The 18,305-nt window shown below is 75.2% G+C and carries 19 protein-coding genes, 2 tRNA genes and 1 pseudogene; 11 read left to right on the top strand and 11 right to left on the bottom strand.

What is annotated here, in order from left to right; translation table 11 throughout:
* The 7 genes from J1M40_RS07855 to J1M40_RS07885 all read left to right on the top strand — a co-directional run.
* Positions 1 to 2,015, top strand: a 2,015-nt coding sequence (locus tag J1M40_RS07855) for a DEAD/DEAH box helicase (protein WP_206450662.1), incomplete at its 5' end; no start/stop codon positions are given.
* A gap of 87 nt (positions 2,016 to 2,102) precedes the next feature.
* Positions 2,103 to 2,174, top strand: a tRNA-Thr gene (locus tag J1M40_RS07860).
* Positions 2,175 to 2,234: 60 nt separating this feature from the next.
* Positions 2,235 to 2,308, top strand: a tRNA-Met gene (locus J1M40_RS07865).
* A gap of 89 nt (positions 2,309 to 2,397) precedes the next feature.
* Positions 2,398 to 2,691, top strand: coding sequence for a hypothetical protein (locus J1M40_RS07870; RefSeq protein WP_041103577.1), 294 nt, complete (start codon positions 2,398 to 2,400; stop codon positions 2,689 to 2,691).
* Positions 2,692 to 2,731: 40 nt separating this feature from the next.
* Positions 2,732 to 3,181 (top strand): MaoC family dehydratase N-terminal domain-containing protein, encoded by a 450-nt coding sequence (locus J1M40_RS07875; RefSeq protein ID WP_010080353.1) that lies wholly within the window; start codon positions 2,732 to 2,734, stop codon positions 3,179 to 3,181.
* Positions 3,181 to 3,672: a MaoC/PaaZ C-terminal domain-containing protein gene (locus J1M40_RS07880; protein WP_206450663.1), complete on the top strand. Its 492-nt coding sequence runs from the start codon at positions 3,181 to 3,183 to the stop codon at positions 3,670 to 3,672. Before J1M40_RS07875 ends, J1M40_RS07880 begins: the two co-directional genes overlap by 1 nt.
* The gene (locus tag J1M40_RS07885; RefSeq protein ID WP_206450664.1) at positions 3,669 to 4,868 is read left to right on the top strand and encodes a UDP-N-acetylmuramate dehydrogenase; all 1,200 of its coding nucleotides are present in this window, start codon (positions 3,669 to 3,671) and stop codon (positions 4,866 to 4,868) included. The genes J1M40_RS07880 and J1M40_RS07885 overlap by 4 nt, the downstream gene beginning before the upstream one ends.
* 228 nt (positions 4,869 to 5,096) lie before the next feature.
* Here J1M40_RS07885 and asd read toward each other — a convergent pair whose 3' ends face one another.
* The 7 genes from asd to mshD all read right to left on the bottom strand — a co-directional run bounded on the left by asd (position 5,097) and on the right by mshD (position 10,541).
* Positions 5,097 to 6,269, bottom strand: a complete 1,173-nt coding sequence (gene asd / locus J1M40_RS07890; RefSeq protein ID WP_206450665.1) for an aspartate-semialdehyde dehydrogenase — start codon at positions 6,267 to 6,269, stop codon at positions 5,097 to 5,099.
* 10 nt (positions 6,270 to 6,279) lie between these two features.
* On the bottom strand, positions 6,280 to 6,510 hold the full coding sequence (locus tag J1M40_RS07895) for an NF038396 family protein (protein ID WP_206450666.1): 231 nt from the start codon (positions 6,508 to 6,510) through the stop codon (positions 6,280 to 6,282).
* 1 nt (position 6,511) lies between these two features.
* On the bottom strand, positions 6,512 to 7,072 hold the full coding sequence (locus J1M40_RS07900) for a dihydrofolate reductase (RefSeq protein ID WP_206450667.1): 561 nt from the start codon (positions 7,070 to 7,072) through the stop codon (positions 6,512 to 6,514).
* 22 nt (positions 7,073 to 7,094) lie between these two features.
* On the bottom strand, positions 7,095 to 7,925 hold the full coding sequence (locus J1M40_RS07905; protein WP_206450668.1) for a thymidylate synthase: 831 nt from the start codon (positions 7,923 to 7,925) through the stop codon (positions 7,095 to 7,097).
* Between the two features lie 82 nt (positions 7,926 to 8,007).
* Entirely contained in the window at positions 8,008 to 8,364 is a 357-nt protein-coding gene (locus J1M40_RS07910; protein ID WP_002854752.1) for a GNAT family N-acetyltransferase, read from the bottom strand.
* 75 nt (positions 8,365 to 8,439) lie between these two features.
* Entirely contained in the window at positions 8,440 to 9,450 is a 1,011-nt protein-coding gene (locus tag J1M40_RS07915; protein WP_036317719.1) for an NUDIX hydrolase, read from the bottom strand.
* Positions 9,451 to 9,587: 137 nt separating this feature from the next.
* The gene (gene mshD, locus J1M40_RS07920; protein WP_036317721.1) at positions 9,588 to 10,541 is read right to left on the bottom strand and encodes a mycothiol synthase; all 954 of its coding nucleotides are present in this window, start codon (positions 10,539 to 10,541) and stop codon (positions 9,588 to 9,590) included.
* Positions 10,542 to 10,642: 101 nt separating this feature from the next.
* On the opposite strand from mshD, the gene J1M40_RS07925 reads away from it, so the two are divergent.
* From J1M40_RS07925 to J1M40_RS07935, 3 genes are all read left to right on the top strand, one after another.
* A complete protein-coding gene (locus J1M40_RS07925) occupies positions 10,643 to 11,449 on the top strand; it encodes a hypothetical protein (RefSeq protein ID WP_235187771.1) in 807 nt (268 codons plus the stop codon).
* A 187-nt stretch (positions 11,450 to 11,636) separates the two neighbouring features.
* Positions 11,637 to 12,317, top strand: a complete 681-nt coding sequence (locus J1M40_RS07930; protein WP_036317725.1) for an FABP family protein — start codon at positions 11,637 to 11,639, stop codon at positions 12,315 to 12,317.
* Positions 12,314 to 13,510 (top strand): folate-binding protein YgfZ, encoded by a 1,197-nt coding sequence (locus tag J1M40_RS07935; protein ID WP_036317728.1) that lies wholly within the window; start codon positions 12,314 to 12,316, stop codon positions 13,508 to 13,510. The genes J1M40_RS07930 and J1M40_RS07935 overlap by 4 nt, the downstream gene beginning before the upstream one ends.
* 13 nt (positions 13,511 to 13,523) lie before the next feature.
* On the opposite strand, the gene J1M40_RS07940 is transcribed toward J1M40_RS07935, so the two are convergent.
* The 3 genes from J1M40_RS07940 to J1M40_RS07950 all read right to left on the bottom strand — a co-directional run bounded on the left by J1M40_RS07940 (position 13,524) and on the right by J1M40_RS07950 (position 16,458).
* The gene (locus J1M40_RS07940) at positions 13,524 to 14,276 is read right to left on the bottom strand and encodes a hypothetical protein (RefSeq protein WP_036317731.1); all 753 of its coding nucleotides are present in this window, start codon (positions 14,274 to 14,276) and stop codon (positions 13,524 to 13,526) included.
* Positions 14,273 to 15,304: a 6-phosphofructokinase gene (locus tag J1M40_RS07945; protein ID WP_036317733.1), complete on the bottom strand. Its 1,032-nt coding sequence runs from the start codon at positions 15,302 to 15,304 to the stop codon at positions 14,273 to 14,275. Before J1M40_RS07945 ends, J1M40_RS07940 begins: the two co-directional genes overlap by 4 nt.
* Before the next feature lie 89 nt (positions 15,305 to 15,393).
* A complete protein-coding gene (locus J1M40_RS07950) occupies positions 15,394 to 16,458 on the bottom strand; it encodes a PspC domain-containing protein (protein ID WP_170721036.1) in 1,065 nt (354 codons plus the stop codon).
* 114 nt (positions 16,459 to 16,572) lie between these two features.
* Here J1M40_RS07950 and J1M40_RS07955 point away from each other — a divergent pair.
* Positions 16,573 to 17,022 (top strand): annotated as a pseudogene (locus J1M40_RS07955) (DNA-binding response regulator); the annotation flags it as partial.
* Positions 17,023 to 17,069: 47 nt separating this feature from the next.
* Here the strand turns inward: J1M40_RS07955 and J1M40_RS07960 are convergent.
* A complete protein-coding gene (locus J1M40_RS07960; protein ID WP_170721029.1) occupies positions 17,070 to 18,278 on the bottom strand; it encodes a pyridoxal phosphate-dependent aminotransferase in 1,209 nt (402 codons plus the stop codon).
* Between the last annotated feature and the right edge of the window lie 27 nt (positions 18,279 to 18,305).

Consider the following 18,305-nt stretch of genomic DNA (forward strand, 5'->3'; position numbering starts at 1 on the left):
CCGAGGCCCCGGCCGGGCCCGCCGGCCCCACCTTCCTGGACCTCGGCCTGGACGCCCGCGTGCTGGCCGCCGTCGAGGACCTGGGCTACACCCGCCCCTCGCCGATCCAGGAGGCGACCATCCCGCTGCTGCTGGACGGCCGCGACGTCGTGGGCCTCGCCCAGACCGGCACCGGCAAGACCGGCGCGTTCGCGCTGCCGGCGCTCTCCCGCCTGGCGGAGGCCTCGGACGTCAACGGGCGCGCCAACGCCCCGCAGATCCTCGCCCTGGCCCCCACGCGCGAGCTCGCGCTCCAGCTCGCCGAGGCCTTCGACGCGTACGCCAAGCATCTCGGCGACGTGTCCGTGCTGGCCGTCTACGGCGGTTCGCCCTACGGCCCCCAGCTCTCCGCGCTGCGCCGCGGCGCCCAGGTCGTCGTCGGCACGCCGGGCCGCGTGATCGACCACCTCGAGCGCGGCTCGCTGGACCTCTCCGACCTGCAGACCCTCGTGCTGGACGAGGCGGACGAGATGCTGCGCATGGGCTTCGCGGAGGAGGTGGACCGCATCCTCGCCTCCACCCCGGACACGAAGCAGACCGCGCTGTTCTCCGCCACCATGCCCCCGGCCATCCGCCGCATCTCCGCCCAGTACCTGAACGCCCCGGAGGAGGTGGCCGTCGCCCGTCAGTCGACGACGTCCGCCACCATCCGCCAGCGCTACCTGCAGGTGGGTCACCAGTGGAAGTTCGAGGCCCTGAGCCGGATCCTCGAGACCGAGGAGCACGACGGCGTCATCGCCTTCGTGCGCACCCGTGCCGGTACCGAGGAGCTCGCCCAGAAGCTCACGCGCGCCGGGTTCAAGGCCGTGGCCATCTCCGGCGACGTCGCCCAGAAGCAGCGCGAGAAGACCGTCGAGGACCTGAAGGCCGGCCGCGTGGACATCCTCGTGGCCACCGACGTCGCCGCCCGCGGCCTCGACGTCGAGCGCATCTCGCTCGTGGTCAACTACGACATTCCGCAGGACGCGGAGTCCTACGTGCACCGCATCGGCCGCACCGGCCGCGCCGGCCGGCAGGGCGACGCCGTGCTCTTCATGACCCCGCGCGAGCGCTTCCTGCTCAAGCAGATCGAGCGGACCACCCGCCAGCAGGTCGAGGAGATGGCCGTGCCCTCCGTCGCCGACGTCAACGCGGCCCGCAAGCGCCGCTTCGCCGACGGCATCACCCGCACCCTCGAGCGCGCCTCGGAGGAGGAGCTGGCGGTGTTCGGTGAGATCGTCGCCGCGTACGTCGACGAGCACGAGGTCGAGCCGGCGCGTGTGGCCGCCGCGCTGGGCATGATGGCCCAGGGCGGCCGCCCGCTGCTGGCCCGCGAACAGGAGATCCCGTCCGGCGGCGGCCGGGGCCGCAAGGACCGCGACGGCGGTCGCGAGGGTGGGCGCGACGGCGGCCGTGAGCGCGGCGCGAGCGACGGCCGCGGCTCGCGTGGCCCGGCCCGGGAGCCCGCGGCCGGCAACGCGACGTACTGGATCGCCGTCGGCCACCAGGACCGTGTGCGGCCGGGCAACATCGTGGGCGCGCTGGCGAACGAGGTGGGCCTGCCCGCCTCGGCCATCGGCGCGATCGACCTGCGTGGCAACCACTCGCTCGTCGAGCTGCCGGCAGACCTGACCTCGGCCCAGCTCGAGGCCGCGGCCAACGCCGAGATCAACGGCCGTCGCCTCGGCCTGCGCAAGGACACCGGCCGCCCGACCCGCGCCGAGCGCGACGGCGAGGACCGCGGTGAGCGCCGCGGCGGCTTCCGCAAGGACCGCGGCGAGCGCGGCGAGCGCGGCGGCTTCCGCGGGGACCGCGACGGCGGCCAGCGCGGCGGGTACCGCAAGGACCGGGACGACCGCGGCTCCCGCGAGGATCGTGGCGGCTTCCGCAAGGACCGGGACGACCGCAGCTTCCGTGGCGACCGCAGGGGACGCCCCGGCGGCCGCAAGCCCCGCTGGGGCGCCCAGGAGCGCTCGGATCGGGGCGCCCGCCGCTGATTCCGCCGGGGTGCCGACCCCGCCGGAGGCCGTGACCGGGGCCGATTTTGCATCGGCCCCGGGGCCCTGGTAGAGTCTCACCTCGTTGCCCCGATAGCTCAGTGGTAGAGCGCCATCTTGGTAAGATGGAGGTCCCGGGATCGATTCCCGGTCGGGGCTCTGACATGAGAGCCCGCCCTCGCGGCGTGAAAACCGTGAGTGCGGGCGTTCTCGTGTCGTGGCGGCGTAGCTCAGCTGGTTAGAGCGCACGACTCATAATCGTGAGGTCGGGGGATCGAGTCCCCCCGCCGCTACGGAATCGGACGGACCCGGTCACCTCCTCGGAGGGGCCGGGTCCTTTCGCGTTCCGGGGCCCGTCCGTCGCCCCGGTAGCCTGGCGGGCATGTCCACGCGTCGCCCCGCCCACCAGCCCACCCGCGGCACCGCCGCGCCCCGCGGCTTCGTCTCCCCGTGGGAGCACGGCTCCCGGCTGTACCGGACCCTCGTGCTGACCGGCTCCGCGCTGTTCCTCGTGGGCATCGTGCTGGCGGTCGTCGGCGGCACCACCGGACGCCTCGCCGTCTCCGGGACCGCCCTGGGCGTGCTCGGCGCGGGCGTCGCCGTTCACCTGTCCGCTCAGCTCGTGCGCTTCCGCCAGGCCGCCCGCCGGCAGGGGGAGCGGCGCCCCGGCCGTTAGGCTGGACGGCAGTCGAGAACCGTCCCGCAGGAGGCCCGAGTTGAGCGTGAACCCCGACGTCGCCGGGCGGAGCTATCCGCCCGCGCCCCCCTTCCAGGTCGGTCGTGAGGCGGTCCGCGGCTTCGCCGAGGCCGTGCAGGCCCAGCATCCCGCGCACCACGACGTCGCGGCCGCCCGGGCCCTGGGACACGCCGACCTGGTCGCCCCCCCGACCTTCGCCGTCGTCATCGCCCAGCGCGCCGAGGCCGCCGTCGTCGCCGATCCCGAGCTGGGCATCGACTTCTCGCGCGTGGTCCACGCGGACGAGCGCTTCGTCCACCACCGCCCGCTGGTGGCCGGGGACGAGGTCGTGGCGACCGTGCGGGTCGAGGCCGTGAAGTCCCTCGGCGGCAACCGCATGGTCACCACCGTCACCGAGATCGCGGATCTGGACGGCGCGGCCGTCTCCACCGTCACGTCCACCCTGCTGGTCCGGGGAGAGGAGTCCTGATGAGCACCGCCCCCCGCCTGTCCGACCTCGCCCGGGGCGAGGTGGTCGGCACGCGCACCGTCACGTTCACCCGCGCCGACCTCGTCGCCTACGCGGGTGCCTCCGGCGACCGCAACCCGATCCACTGGTCCCCGTCGTTCGCCGAGCACGTCGGCCTGCCCGGCGTCATCGCCCACGGGATGCTCACCATGGGCGCGGCCGTGCAGCTCGTCTCGGACTGGGCGGGCGACCCGGGCGCCGTCGTCGACTACCAGACCCGCTTCACCGGCATGGTGCCCGTCGCGGACACCACGGTCCGCACGGACGACGACGGCGCGCCCGTCCCCGGCGCCACGCTCGAGGTCGTCGGCACGGTCGGCGCCGTGGACGAGGCCGCCGGGACCGTGCGGATCGACCTGAACGTCACCAACCCGGACGCGGCGAAGCCGCGCGTGCTGACCAAGGCGCAGGCCGTGGTCCGTCTGGCCGACCCCGTGGGGGAGAGCGCGTGAGCGAGCGGCTGGCGGACCACACCACCACCCGCGTCGGCGGGCCTGCGCGCGCGTGGGTCACCGCGCGCACCGAGGCTGAGGCGATCGAGGCCGTGCGCGCCGCCGACGCGGCGGGCGAGCCCCTGTTCGTCCTCGGCGGCGGTTCCAACACCCTCATGGCGGACTCCGGCTTCCCCGGCACCGTCGTGCGGCTGGCCTTCGAGGGCATCGGGGTGCTGGACGGGCCGGTGCCCGGCGAGGGTGAGGCGCCGCCCGTCGGCGACGGGGCCCGGCTCGCGGGCCACGAGGGGGAGGCCGTCGTCGTGCGGGTCGCGGCGGGCCATCCGTGGGACGACGCCGTCGCATGGACCGTGGCGCACGGGCTCGGCGGGATCGAGGCGCTCTCGGGCATCCCGGGCTCGGCCGGCGCGACGCCCGTGCAGAACGTCGGCGCGTACGGCGCGGACGTCTCGCAGGTGCTCGTCGCCCTGCGCGCGTGGGACCGGGAGGCGGGCGACGTCGTCGAGCTGACGCCCGCGGACCTGCGCTTCGGCTACCGCGACTCCGTGATCAAGCGCTCCATGCTGGAGACCGGCGCGCCGAGTCCCCGGTGGATCGTGCTCTCGATCGACCTGCGGCTGCGTCGCGCCTCCTCCGACGCCGAGCCGACGGCGCCGGTCCGCTACGGGCAGCTGGCGGCCGCGCTCGACGTCGAGGAGGGCGCCCATGCCCCGCTCGCGGTGGTCCGCCGCGAGGTGCTGGCCCTGCGCGCCGCCAAGGGGATGGTGTCCGATCCGGCGGACCCGGACACGTGGTCCACGGGCAGCTACTTCACAAACCCGATCGTGCCCGCGTCCGTGCGGGCCTCCCTGCCCGACGGCGCCCCGGCGTTCGCCGCCGGCCAGGCCGAGGACGGGACGCCGCTCGTGAAGCTCTCGGCGGCCTGGCTGATCGATCGCGCGGGCTTCGCGAAGGGCTTCGGGCTGCCCGAGGTCGCCCCCCGCGAGGGCGGGCCGGACGGCCGCGGAGCCGACGGCACCGGCCTGGCCGGGGGCCGCGCGTCGGTGTCCACGAAGCACACCCTCGCCATGACCAACCGCGGCGACGCGACCACCGAGGACGTCCTGACGGTCGCGCGCACCGTGCGCGACGGCGTGCGCGAACGCTTCGGCGTCGAGCTGCACCCCGAGCCGATGATCATCGGCACCAGCCTCTGACCCCTCACTTTCGTTCGGGAAACGGCGCCGCCAGGAGTGCTTTCGTTCGGGAAACGGCGCCGCCAGGAGTGCTTTCGTTCGGGAAACGGCGCGCCTTGGCGGCGCGGGCGCCGTTTCCCGAACGACAACGCCCGAACACCCGCCGTTTCCCGAACGAAAACGGGAGCCGGGTCCGGGGTCCGGTGCGGGGCCGGGTCCCCGCGCGCGCCGCGGCGCCGGCGTCGCGGCTCAGAGGTTGCCGGTGGCGATCATCAGCATGCGACGCACGGGCTCGGCCGCACCCCACAGCAGCTGGTCGCCGACGGTGAACGCCGACAGGTACTCGGGACCCATGTTGAGCTTGCGCAGCCGGCCGACGGGGATCTGCAGGGTGCCGGTCGCGGCGATCGGGGTCAGGTCGGTGACCGTGACCTCCTTGGTGTTCGGCACCACCTGCACCCACTCGTTGTCCGCGGCGATGATCTGCTCGACCTCGTCCAGCGGCACGTCCTGGGTGAGCTTGAGGGTGAGGGCCTGCGAGTGCGAGCGCATGGCGCCGATCCGCACGCACAGCGAGTCGAACGGGATCCGGTCCGCCCCGGTCAGCCCGAGCACCTTGTTGGTCTCGTCGTAGGCCTTGCGCTCCTCGCGGGAGACGCCGTCGCCCAGGTCGGAGTCGATCCAGGGGATCAGCGAGCCGCCCAGCGGCACGCCGAACTGCGTCGAGTCCAGGCCGCCGCGCTGCAGCTCGATCACCTTGCGGTCGATCTCGAGGATCGCCGACGCCGGATCGGCCAGCTCGGCCCGCACCGCGCCGCCCAGCTCGGCGTACTGGGTGAGCAGCTCGCGCATGTGCCGGGCACCGCCGCCGGAGGCCGCCTGGTAGGTCATGGCGGTGCCCCACTCGACCAGGCCCGCCTTGAACAGGCCACCCAGGCCCATGAGCATGCAGGACACGGTGCAGTTGCCGCCGATGAAGTCCTTCGTCCCGTTCGCCAGGGCGGCGTCGATCACGCCGCGGTTCACGGGATCCAGCGCGATCACGGAGGTGTCCGCCATGCGCAGGGTGGAGGCGGCGTCGATCCAGATGCCGTCCCAGCCGGCGGCGCGCAGCTTCGGGTACACGGCCTGCGTGTAGTCCCCGCCCTGCGCGGTGAGGATCACGGGCAGGGCCTTGAGCGCGTCCACGTCGTACGCGTCCTGGAGCACGCCCGGGTCACCGGCCATGCCCTCGAGCACGGGCGCGGGACCGCCGGCGTTGGACGTGGAGAAGAAGACGGGATGGATACGGGCGAAGTCGCCCTCCTCGGCCATGCGCTGCAGGAGGACGGACCCCACCATGCCGCGCCAGCCGACCAGGCCCACGGTGGGCACGGCGGCCGCGTCGGGGGCGTTCACAGATGCGGGGGCAGCGGAAGTCATGCCCTCCAGGCTAGCGGCCCTGCTGCGCACGCTTCCGCCTGTTCCACGCGATGAGACCGCCCACGGCGAACACCTGGGTCAGCACGAGCAGGAACACCAGCCCGGCGATGGTCTTGCCCTGCAGCACGAGGATCAGCCCGAACACGGCGCACACGAACGCCAGCACGGGCAGGACGACGAGCGCGAGGAACGAGACCGCCTGCGGGGAGAGCAGACGCTGGTCGGAGTCGGTCGGGGCCATGTCAGTCGCGTTCCCATCGTTCGAAGCGGTGGCGCGGGCCGGAGGCGGAGTCCAGCCACGCGTCGGGGGCGGGCTCGACGGCGGTGCGCCGCCAGCGGGCGTCGAGCAGCGGGGCGTGCGTGTCGCCGTCGACGTCGGCGTCGATCACGGTCACCTCGGCGCGCGAGGCCACGTCGAGGGCCTGCTCGTAGAGCGTCGCCCCGCCGATCACCCACACGGTGTCACAGCCGTCGGCCTCGGCCGCGGCGGCCAGGGCCGCCCCGAAGCCCGGCACGACGACGGCACCCGCGGCCCGCAGCTCCGCGCCGGCCTCCTCGGTGGCCGTCAGGGTGCGGGAGACCACGATGTTCGTGCGCCCGGGCAGCGGGCGGAACCGCGCCGGGAACGACTCCCACGTGCGCCGGCCCATGATCACGGGGTGGCCGTGCGTGTGGGCCCGGAAGTGGGCGAGGTCCTCGGGCACGTGCCACGGCATGGTGCCGTCGCGGCCGATGACGCGCTCGGGGGTCTGGGCCCAGATCATGGCGATCACGGGCTCGGTGGGACGGGTGGCCCGGCTCATGGGGTCGCTGCGCATCCTCGGCTCAGACGGCGATCGGCGCCGTGATGGTGGGGTGGTGACGGTAGTCGAGGACCTCGAAGTCCTCGTAGTCGTAGTCGAAGATCGACGCGGGGGTGCGCCGCAGCCGCAGCCGCGGGTACGGGTACGGCTCGCGGGAGAGCTGCTCGCGCACCTGCTCCTCGTGGTTCGCGTAGATGTGCGCGTCCCCACCGGTCCACACGAACTCGCCGGGCGTCAGCCCGGTCTGCTGCGCGACCATCACCGTGAGCAGCGCGTACGAGGCGATGTTGAACGGCACGCCGAGGAACAGGTCCGCCGAGCGCTGGTAGAGCTGGCATGAGAGCCGCCCGGGGGCGCCGTCCTGACCGGGGGAGACGTAGAACTGGAACAGCGCGTGGCACGGCGGCAGCGCCATCTCGTCGACCTCGGCGGGGTTCCACGCGGTGACGATGTGCCGGCGCGAGTCGGGGTTCGTCCGGATCTGCTCCACGACCTTGGCGATCTGGTCGATGTGGCCCCCGTCCGGGGTGGGCCACGAGCGCCACTGCACGCCGTAGACGGGGCCGAGCTCGCCGTCCTCGTCCGCCCACTCGTTCCAGATCCGCACGCCGCGCTCCTGGAGCCACCGCACGTTCGAGTCCCCGCGCAGGAACCACAGCAGCTCGAGCGCGACCGACTTGAAGTGCACGCGCTTGGTGGTGATCAGGGGGAAGGACTCGGCCAGGTCGAAGCGCAGCTGGCGGCCGAACACGCTGCGCGTGCCCGTGCCGGTCCGGTCCGTCTTGACGGCCCCGTGGGCCATCACCTCGGCGAGGAGGTCCTCGTAGGGGGTGGGGATGCTCACCCGGCCCACTCTAGCGATCCGAGCGGAAGCGCTGAGCGTCGTCGACGGCCCGGCGCAGGCGGGTACCGGCAGGGCAGGGCCCCGCCCCCGGTCAGCCGTGGAACACCATGTCCTGGTACTCGGGGTAGCGGCGCAGGTAGTCCTCCACGTAGGAGCACTCGGGCACGATCCGGTCACCCTCCGCGCGCAGCCGGTCCAGGACCATGGTCACGAGGGCGCGGGCAAAGCCGCGGCGGCCGAACTGCTCGTCGATGATGGTGTGCTGCAGGCGCAGGACCACGGTGTCCTCGCCGTCCTCGCCGCGCACGGTCTCCTGGTCGTAGCCGAGGAACCCGATGAACGTCCCGTCCTGGCGCAGCTCGAAGCGCTGTCGGTCCGGGTCCCGGGTCACCGTGAGGCGCTCGTGGACGATCTTCTCGGGCTGGCTCTGGGCGGCGGTGTTCTCCATGACCCGAGCCTAGGGCCGGGGGCGGACCTGCTCAACGGTGGCCCGGTCGTGCGGGCCGAGGCCTGTGCGGGCGGCTCAGTCGTCCCAGGGGTCGTAGACCTCGACGGCCACCACGTCGCCGTCGAGGTCGAGGGCGCGGTGCGCCACGAGCACGGCGCCGGGCCGCAGCCACGGATCCTCGGTCGGCAGGGCCCGCAGCACGCGGTCCGCCTGGCCGGCGGCCGCGTCCTCGATCACCTCGAACAGCGTCGGCAGCACCGGCCGGTGCGTGCACACGACCAGGGGCTGGGAGCGGCCCATGAGCTCGGCCATCACCTTGCGGGTCTTCTTGGGCTTCTCCCGGGCCGTGGTCTCCGTGAAGGCGCCCTTGGTCTTCAGCGGCAGCCGGCTGGACTTCACGAGCGGGGCCAGCGTCTCCACGCAGCGGCGCCACGGGGAGGAGACCAGCCGCTCCGGCCGCCAGGCCCCCACGAGGCCCTCGACGGCGAGCGCCTGCCGCCGGCCCGTCGCCGCCAGCGGACGCTCCTGCTCGGCGCGGGACCACGAGGAGCGGGGCTTGGCCTTGGCGTGGCGCAGCACCAGCAGCGGCACGGTCCGCAGGCGCCCCCGAGAGGCGGCACGCAGCAGCAGGTCGAGCGGTTCGCGATCCGAGTCGTTCGTCAGCAGCCGCCGGGCCTCGTCCGGCCCGACCCAGCGGACCTCGTCCACCTCGTCGCCGTCGGGGAGGGCGCGCTGGCCGTCGACCTCGGCGGCCCAGTACCAGACCTCCTTGCTCCGACGGGCCCCCCGCTTGCCGGGCACCTCGTACTCGGTCAGGCACAGCGGGATGCCCGGCCTCAGCTCGAGGCCGACCTCCTCGCGCAGCTCGCGCACCGCGCACTCCGGCAGCGTCTCACCCGGATCGAGCTTGCCCTTGGGCCACGACCAGTCGTCATAGCGGGGCCGGTGGATCACCATCACCTCGAGGCCGCCGGGCACGCGGCGCCACGGCAGCATGCCGGCGGCCAGCACCTCGGCGCGGGGACCTTCCGAGACGCGGTCCTCCGTGGACCAGCGGGCGACGCGGTCGGCGTGGGACGAGGGCATGGGGCGGGTTCCTCTCGGGTGCGGCGGCCGCGACGACTGCTGGGGCAGGGCACGGGGCGTGGCCGACCCCGCAGGGGCCGGCCCCACCAGGATACGAGGCCGCCGGAATGTGCACGGTCGGTCCCCGCCCGGGGGTCTCAGGGGCGGCGGTACTGGGCGTCGGCGGCGAACAGCTCGAAGCCGAGGGACGTGTAGAGGGCGACGGCGGCCGTGTTGTCCGCGTCCACGTACAGGTCCACGACGTCGACCCCCTGCTCCGCCATCCGGTGCAGCCCCGCCAGCGTCAGGGCCCGGCCGAGGCCGAGGCCCTGGGCCTCGGGGGAGACGCCCACGGCGTACACCTCCCCGACGCGCGGGCCGTCGCCTCCGACATCCGGCTCCACCTTCGTCCAGTGGAAGCCGAGCAGCCGCCCGTCCGCCTCGCGGGCGGCGAGCAGGAGGCCGTCGGGGTCGAACCAGTCCTCCGCCATGCGGTCCTCGAGGTCGGCGCGGGTCAGGCTGCCCTGTTCGGGGTGGTCTGCGAAGGCGGCGGCGTTTACGTCCAGCCAGGCCTGCTCGTCCTGGCCGGGGACGAAGCCGCGCAGGGCCACCCCGTCGGCGAGCCGCACCTCCGGCAGGGCGGCGAGCGCCGCGTGCGACAGGCGCATCCGGCGCAGCTCGCGGACGGGCTCGAGGCCGTGCCGCCGGGCGAGCCGGACCGCCCCCGGGAGCATGCCGTGGGCCCAGACGCTCGTGGTGTCCTCCCGCGCCAGGTCTCGGACCGCGGCGGCCGCGGCGTCGGCTAGGGCCGTCCCCCGTCCGGTGCGGCGTGCGGACGGGTCGACGACGAGCTCGAGCACGGCCGCCGCGCCCTCCGGCACGAGCACGGCCGCCCCGTCGATCGCCCCGTCCGGGCCCCGGGTGGCCCCCCACCAGAGCTGCCCGCCGCGGGCCAACAGCACGCGCGTCTGGTCCGAGAGCGGGGGATGACCGTCCGCCGCCCCGGCGCGGTCGGCCAGGTCCAGGACGGCGGACGCCTCCTCCGGGCGCGGGGTGACGACGCGCGGCGTTTCGTCGGCGTCGGAGGTCGTGGGGGTGGGGTGTTCGGCCATGCCGGTCACCCTACGGAAGGAGGGCGGTGGCCCGCGAGGTGCGCCCCGCCGTCGCCCGCCCAGGGCCGAGCCGGTGCGCACCTGGCAGGATGGGGCAGGTGATGCGCTTGTCCATGGCCCTGAGTGCGGCCGTCGCCGCCCTCGTCCTGGGCGGTGCCGCGTTGCTGGGCCCGGTCCCCGCCGCCCTCGCCGCCGCCGTCGTGATCCTGGTCATCGCCTGGGGCTGGCCGCGGCAGATGGGGGCGCCCGCGCGCCTCTCGCTCAGCGTCACCCTGGCCGCCGCCGGGGGCGTCGCGGTGCTGCTCATGCTGCTGTGGCCGCCGCTCGAGGACGGCCACAGCGGGGCCTGGACGCTCTTCGAGCCGCTCGCCGTCGTCGTCGCCTGGAGCACCATGGCCTCGTTCGTCGTCCAGCTGGTGCGCGGGACCGGCCGGCCGCTGCGCCTCGAGTCCACCGTCGCCACGATGGGCGGGGCGTTCGTGGCCGTCGTGACAGCGTGCTGGGTGGCCGTCTCACGCTGGAGCGACACCCCCGCGGTCGCCGGGCTGGTCATCACCCTGGCAGTCACGGTGGCCGCGGTCTCCCTCGTCGGCCTCACCCCGTGGATGCAGGGCCGGCCGGGAGTCCTGGCGCTCGTGGTCATCCCCCTCAGCACGGTGCTCGCGTGGCCCGTCTCCGCGCTGGCCGGCGTGGGCGCCCGGGACCGGCCGGCCGTCATGGCCGCGGCGCTCGCGGTGGCCGTGCTGGTGTCCCTGACCGCCGCCACGGCGCCGTCGTCGCGGCCGCGGCCCGAGGACCGGCCGGTGGGCACCACCCTGCGCCCGCGCCGGGCGGGCTACGCCCTCGCGTTGGCGCCCGTGGGAGCGGCCGGCGTCGTGGCGCACGTCATGGTGGGCTTCCTGGCCTGACAGGTCCGACCCGCTCGGTAGGATGTCCCGCATGGATACCCTTCTTGCGCTCGAGATCTTCTTCCTGGCCCTCGTGGTCCTGGCCGGCCTGGGCATGGCCGCCGTCGCCGCGGTCGTCATCAACGGCCTCTTCAAGGGCCAGCGCTGAGGACGCGCGGCCCGCTGGCGGGCCGCGCCGTGATCTGCCATGGCGACTGAACTCCCGTACGACCTCACCCCAGAGCTCGCCCCCCTGTCCTGGCTCATCGGCAGCTGGGAGGGCCAGGGCCGCCTCGGCGACGGCTCCGCCGACACTGAGATCTTCTACCAGCGGGTGGACTTCACCGAGCACGGTCTGCCGTTCGTGGAGTACCGCGCGGAATCATGGCTGTGCGAGGCGGACGGCACGCTGCTGCGTCCGCTGACCGTGGAGTCCGGCTTCTGGCAGGTGGACCGGGAGCGGCGCGACGGCGACGTCGGCCCCGGCATGCGCCCGGCGGACATCGTCCCCGCGTTCCGCTCCGCCGAGGACGTCGAGGGGCTGCGCGCCGGCGACCAGGGCTTCGGCCTGACCGCCACCATCACGCATCCGGGCTCGCTGGCCGAGCTGTACTACGGCCGCATCAAGGGCCCGCAGCTGCAGTTGGCCACGGACGCGATCCTGCGCGGCTCCGCCGCCGGGCCGTACCACCGGGCCACCCGCATGGCCGGTCTCGTGAACGGGCAGCTGTTCTGGCGCTGGGACGTCGCGGACGCCGCGGGTGCCGAGCTCCAGGCGCACGCCTCCGCCATCCTGGACCGCATGCCGAGCGCGGCCGAGGGTCGGCTCGCCCCGGGGGCCGAGCGTCCTCGCGGCGCCGGCGGGCGGAAGCACGGGGAGCAGTCGTGACGGCCTCCCGCAGCCCGCTGCTGGACCTGGCCGTTGCCGAGCCGCAGGGGCCGGCCGGCGGCGCCGTCGAGGGCCGCGGCCCGGACGGCGGCGTCGCCGCGCACTACGGTCGTCCCCTGCCCGAGCAGCGCGCCCTCGCCCGGGGCCGCGCCCTGGTCGACCTCTCCCACCGCGCCGTGCTCTCCGTGTCCGGCCCGGACCGGCTGAGCTGGCTGCACACGCTCGGCACGCAGCACGTCGAGACGCTGCCCCCCGGCACGAGCACCGAGATCCTCTTCCTCGACGTGCAGGGGCGGATCGAGCACGCCGCCCACCTCCTCGAGGACGGCGCCGCGGCCTGGCTCGTCACGGACCGCGAGGACGGCCCGGGCCTGGCCGCGTGGCTCACCTCGATGCGCTTCTCCCACGACGTCACGCTGCGGGACCACACCGGGGCGGTCGCCGTCGTGGGTGCCACCGCGCCCGTGCCCGGCTGGGAGGACCGCACCGTGTGGCTGGACCCGTGGCCGCGCGTCGGGGCGGGCGGCTGGGCCTACACGGCCGATCCGGATCCGGCGACCCACCCGGGTGCGGACTGGTCCTGGCGCGAGTACCTCGTCACCCGGGCCGACCTCGAGGCCACCGTCCGCGCGCTCGGCACGGGCGTGCTCGCGGGCTGGTCCCTGGCGGGCACGACGGCGGCCGAGGCGCTGCGCATCGAGGCCGGCCGCCCCCGCCGGGCCCTCGACGTGGACGACCGCGCGATCCCGCACGAGCTGGACCTGCTGCGCACCGCCGTGCACCTCGAGAAGGGCTGCTACCGCGGTCAGGAGACCGTGGCGCGCGTGCACAACCTGGGCCGCCCGCCCCGCCGCCTCACCCGCCTGCTCCTGGACGGCTCCGTCCACGCGCTCCCCGAGCACGGTGCCCCCGTGATCCTCCGGCCGGCCGAGGACACGCCCGAGGCCCGCGCCGCCGCCCGTCCGGTGGGGACGGTCACCGCCGCGGCCCAGCACCATGAGGCGGGCGCCGTCGCCCTGGCGCTGCTCAAGCGCACGGTGCCCGTGGACGCCGAGCTGCTGGTCCGCGAGGACGCTCCCGGCGAGGACGGTGCCGCCGAGGGCGGCTGGATCGCCGCGAGCCAGGAGCCGCTCGTGTCCCCGGACGCCGGGCAGGTCGTCGGCCGACCGCGCGGCGTGGGCCGCCTGCGCTGACCGACTCGCCGGCTCAGTCCAGCGCGAGGACGGTCCGCGTGCCCGCCGCCTCCAGCCCGACGGCGATCGCCACGTGGTGCGCGGCCGTGTGGCCCGCCGGCACCTCGGCGAACGGCAGCAGCCCCTCCAGCGCCGCCCGGTCCATCGCCACGGCCACCGCGTAGCGGCCGAGCCCACGACCGCGCAGCCGCGGTGGGGTGAGGGTGCCCAGCGAGGCCAGCACGCCGCCCGTCACGCGATGCCCCGCCGCCGCCACCGCGGCTTCGATCGCCCGTCCCGCGCCGTCGTCGGGAACGAGCGCGACCGAGGACTCCCAGGAGGGGACACCCGCCTCGGCCACGTCGTCTGCGGGGGCCTGCGCGACCGCGGCGTGGACGTGGGCGGGGTCGTCGGACACGGCGACGGTGCGCGAGGGGTCGACCGGCGGCGGTTCCTCGGCGGCGTAGAGCGTGAACTCGCCGCGCGAGCGCACGGCCTCCCCGGCGGCGGCGCGCACCGCCGTCCGCAGCAGGGCCGACTCCACGCCCAGCGCCTCGGCGGGCACGCCGCGGCAGGCACGCGTGAACCACGCCGGCCCCGCCACGACGGTGGCCCAGGGCAGGGCCAGCACCTCCGCCTCGGCCCCATCCGGCCGGACCACCTCGATGCGGCGCGGCTCGGCGCCCGCCGCCGGGGCGTCGCCGGGCAGCAGCGCGGTGTCGGGCAGGCCGAGCCGACGCGCCAGCCCGAGGGCCAGCACGCCGACGGCGGGGTGGTCGGGTCTCACCGGCCGAACAGGATCTTCGCCTCGTCGTAGCGCGAGACCGGCACCTTCTTGAGGCCCTTGAGAGCGGCGCTCATGGGGATGGAGATGATCTCCGTGCCGTTGGCCGCCACCATCTGTCCCCAGCGGCGCTGCGCGACGAGGTCGACGGCGCCCATGCCGAAGCGCGTGGAGAGCACGCGGTCCGTGGCGGTGGGGGCGCCGCCGCGCTGGATGTGGCCCAGGATGGTGCTGCGCGTCTCGATGCCCGTCATCTCCTCGATCTCGCGGGTCACCCACTCGCCGATGCCGCCCAGACGCGGCCGGCCGGACGCCTCGACGCCGGCCTCGGCCAGCGGATCGTCGTGGCCCTCGGGGACGAAGCCCTCCGCCACCACGACCAGCGGGGAGCGACCGCGGTCGTGGACCTGCTGCACCCACTCGGCGACCTGGGACATCGGGGTGCGGACCTCGGGGATGAGGATCGCGTGGGCGCCGGCGGCCATGCCCGAGTGCAGGGCGATCCAGCCGACGTGGCGGCCCATGACCTCGGCGACCATGCAGCGGTGGTGGGACTCGCCCGTGGTGCGCAGCCGGTCCATGGCGTCCGTGGCGATCTGCACGGCCGTGTCGAAGCCGAACGTGTAGTCGGTGCCCTGCAGGTCGTTGTCGATCGTCTTGGGCACGCCCACGATCGGCAGCCCGTCCGCGGCCAGGCGGTTCGCGCCGGCCAGGGTGCCCTCGCCGCCGATCGCGATGACGGCGTCGATGTCCAGCTCGCGCAGGTTGCGGAGCATGTTCTCCGGGCCGCCGCCCTCCGCGTTGTAGGGGTGCGTGCGGGAGGTGCCGAGGATGGTGCCGCCGGTGCGGGCCAGGCCGCGCACGCGGGAGCGGGGCAGGTCCTCGACGTCCTTCTCGATCAGGCCGGACCACCCGTTGCGGATGCCCACCATCTCCATGTCGTACGACTTGATGCCGTGCAGGACGGCGGAGCGGATGACGGCGTTGAGGCCGGGGCAGTCGCCTCCGGAGGTGAGCATTCCGACGCGCATGGGGGTCCTCTCGGGCGTTCTCGTGGGGGTCGGCACCACCCTAGGCGTGCCCGCCGCGTCGCGTCAGGGGACGGGCGACGGGCGGCGGGTCAGCCGAGGGCCACGAGGACGGCGACCTGGAGGGCCGTCGCACCCACGAGGATGCCGCTCGCCGGGCCGAGGGTGCCGGGACGACGGCCGCTGAGCAGAGCGCCCAGCAGGACGGGGGCGATCACCGCGAGCGCGGCGACGAGCATGGGCACCGCCAGCAGCGTGGGGGTCGGACCGACGCCGAGCAGCAGGCTGATCCCGAGGGCGGCGAGCGCGGCGAGGACGGCCCCGGCGTAGGTGGCGGCCTGCGCGATCGGCCCGAGGCGCGGCTTCGCGGCCGTGGCTGCGGACCCCGAGCCGGTCGGGGCGGTGGCCGCCCGGGGGGCCTCCTCGGCCAGGCGCGCCGCGGCTCGCCGCTCGCGGGAGTGGACGTGGTCGCGCCAGGTGCCGGTCGCGGGGTCGATCCATTCGGGGCGGAAGCCGTGCGGGTCGGTGACCTCGGCCGCCCGCTCGCGCGGACCTCCGCCGACGTACCAGGCCGGGCGCGGCACGGCGTGGGCGGGCTGGTCGGCGTCGGGGACCCGGTCCGGGGCCACGCGGGCCTGCGCCCGGCCGTCCCAGCGGGTCACGAGCCACCAGACGAGCACGGCCAGCGCGCCCAGGCCCACGAGGGAGCCGGGGCCGCCCACGGCCGGGGCGATGAGGGTGAACCCGGCGCCGAGCAGCAGATTGAGGGCGCCGATCGCCCCGATCACGCCGATGGCCACGGTGGCGTCCTGCCACTCCCCGCGGCGCAGGCGGCCGAACTGCACGCGTCCGTCGGCGTCGGGGAGCACGGCCCAGGCGGCCGCGTAGGCCAGCAGGCCCAGACCCGCGGAGATCATGCACACGGCGACGAACACGCCGCGGGCGAGCAGCGGGTCGATGCGGTAGCGCTCGGCCACCCCGCCGAGCACCCCGCCGACCCACGAGGCCGGCGAGCGGCGCACGCCCCAGCTCAGGACGGCGCGGCGCAGCCAGCCCGGCAGGGCGTCCAGTCCGTCGGGGCCGGTCTCGCCCGCGGCGGCTCCGTCGGGGGCGACGTGGGGGCCGGGGCCGGTGAACGGGTCGGGTGTGCTCGTCATGTCTCCATCCTCGTCCGCCTGCGGCCCCCGCCCATCCGGGAACTCCCGGAATCCTCCCCGGATGTGCGGGGAGCGGAGGTGGCCGAGCGCGTCCTCGCGCGCCGACCCGCGCAGCGGTTCCTGGCCCTGTCCGTCTCGGACGCGGCCGAGGACGTCGTCGCCGTGATCCGTGCGGGGGCCCGCGGCTACATCACCAAGACGGCCTCCGGCGCGGAGGTGGCGGACGCGGCGGTCCGCGTGGCCGACGGCGACGCGGTGTTCTCGCCCCGGCTGGCCGGGTTCGTCCTCGACGCCTTCCGCGGCACGGCGCCCGCGCCTCCGCCCGTCACCGCCGCGGCGACGAGCGGGGCTGCGGCCCCCGACGAGGACCTCGACCGGCTCTCGGCACGGGAGCGGGAGGTCATGCGGCTGATCGCCCGCGGCTACACCTACCGGGAGGCCGGGGCGGAGCTGTTCATCTCGGACCGCACGGTCGAGACCCACGTGTCCTCCGTGCTGCGCAAGCTCCAGCTGTCCAACCGCCACGAGCTGACCCGCTGGGCCGCGCGCCGCGGATACGCCTGAGCCCCGCGGCACGCGGCGTCGCGGGGCTCAGGGGCGGGGTGGGCGGCTCAGGCGCTGAGCAGGGCGCGGATGCGCTCGACGCCCTCGGCGAGGTCCGCATCGCCCAGCGCGTAGGACAGTCGCAGGTAGCCGGACGGGCCGAACGCCTCGCCCGGGACCACGGCGACCTCCGCCTCGTCCAGGATGAAGGCGGCCAGCTCGGCCGACGTCGCGGGGGTGACGCCGCCGCGGTAGGTCTTCCCGAGCGCCTCCCGCACGTCCACGTACGCGTAGAACGCACCCTGCGGGGTGGGACAGTGGAAGCCCGGCACGGCGTCCATGGCTTCGACCATGGCCCGGCGCCGGCGGTCGAACGCCGTCTTCATCTCCGCCACGGCGTCCAACGGGCCGGCGACGGCGGCCAGCGCGGCCCGCTGCGACACGTTGGCCACGTTCGAGGTGGCGTGGGACTGCAGGTTCGTGGCGGCCTTGACCACGTCCAGCGGGCCGGCCATCCACCCGACGCGCCAGCCCGTCATGGCGTAGGTCTTGGCGACGCCGTTGAGGATCACGGACTGCTCCGCCAGCTCGGGCACGGCGCGGACGATCGAGGTGAACGGCATGCCGTCGTAGGTCAGGTGCTCGTAGATCTCGTCGGTGACCACCCACAGCCCCCGCTCCCGTGCCCACCGGCCGATCGCCGCCGTCTCCTCGGGGGAGTACACGGCGCCGGTGGGGTTGGAGGGGGAGACGAACAGGAGCACCTTGGTGCGGTCCGTGACGGACTCGTCGAGCTGGTCCACGGTGACCTTGTAGCCCTGCTCGGGGCCGGCGAACACCTCCACCGGCACGCCGCCGGCCAGCCGGATCGCCTCCGGGTAGGTGGTCCAGTAGGGGGCGGGGACGAGCACCTCGTCCTGCGGGTCCAGCAGGGCGGCGAAGGCGTTGTACACGGCCTGCTTCCCGCCGTTGGTCACGAGCACCTGGGCGGCCTCGAGGGACACGCCGGAGTCGCGCAGCGTCTTGGCCGCGATCGCCTCGCGCAGCTCGGGCAGGCCGGCGGCGGGGGAGTAGCGGTGGTTCTTCGGGTCCCGGGCCGCGGCGACGGCGGCCTCCACGATGTAGTCCGGGGTGGGGAAGTCGGGCTCGCCGGCGCCGAAGCCGATCACCGGGCGCCCGGCGGCCTTGAGCTCCTTGGCGCGGGCGTCGACGGCGAGGGTGGCGGAGGGCGCGATGGCGGACAGACGGGCGGAGACGCGGCGGGCGGGCGCGGCCATGGGGACCTTCTTCGAGCTCGACGGGGA

It is taken from the genome of Micrococcus sp. KRD026, from assembly GCF_017168445.1.
In the GTDB taxonomy this organism is placed as follows: Bacteria; Actinomycetota; Actinomycetes; order Actinomycetales; family Micrococcaceae; genus Micrococcus; species Micrococcus luteus.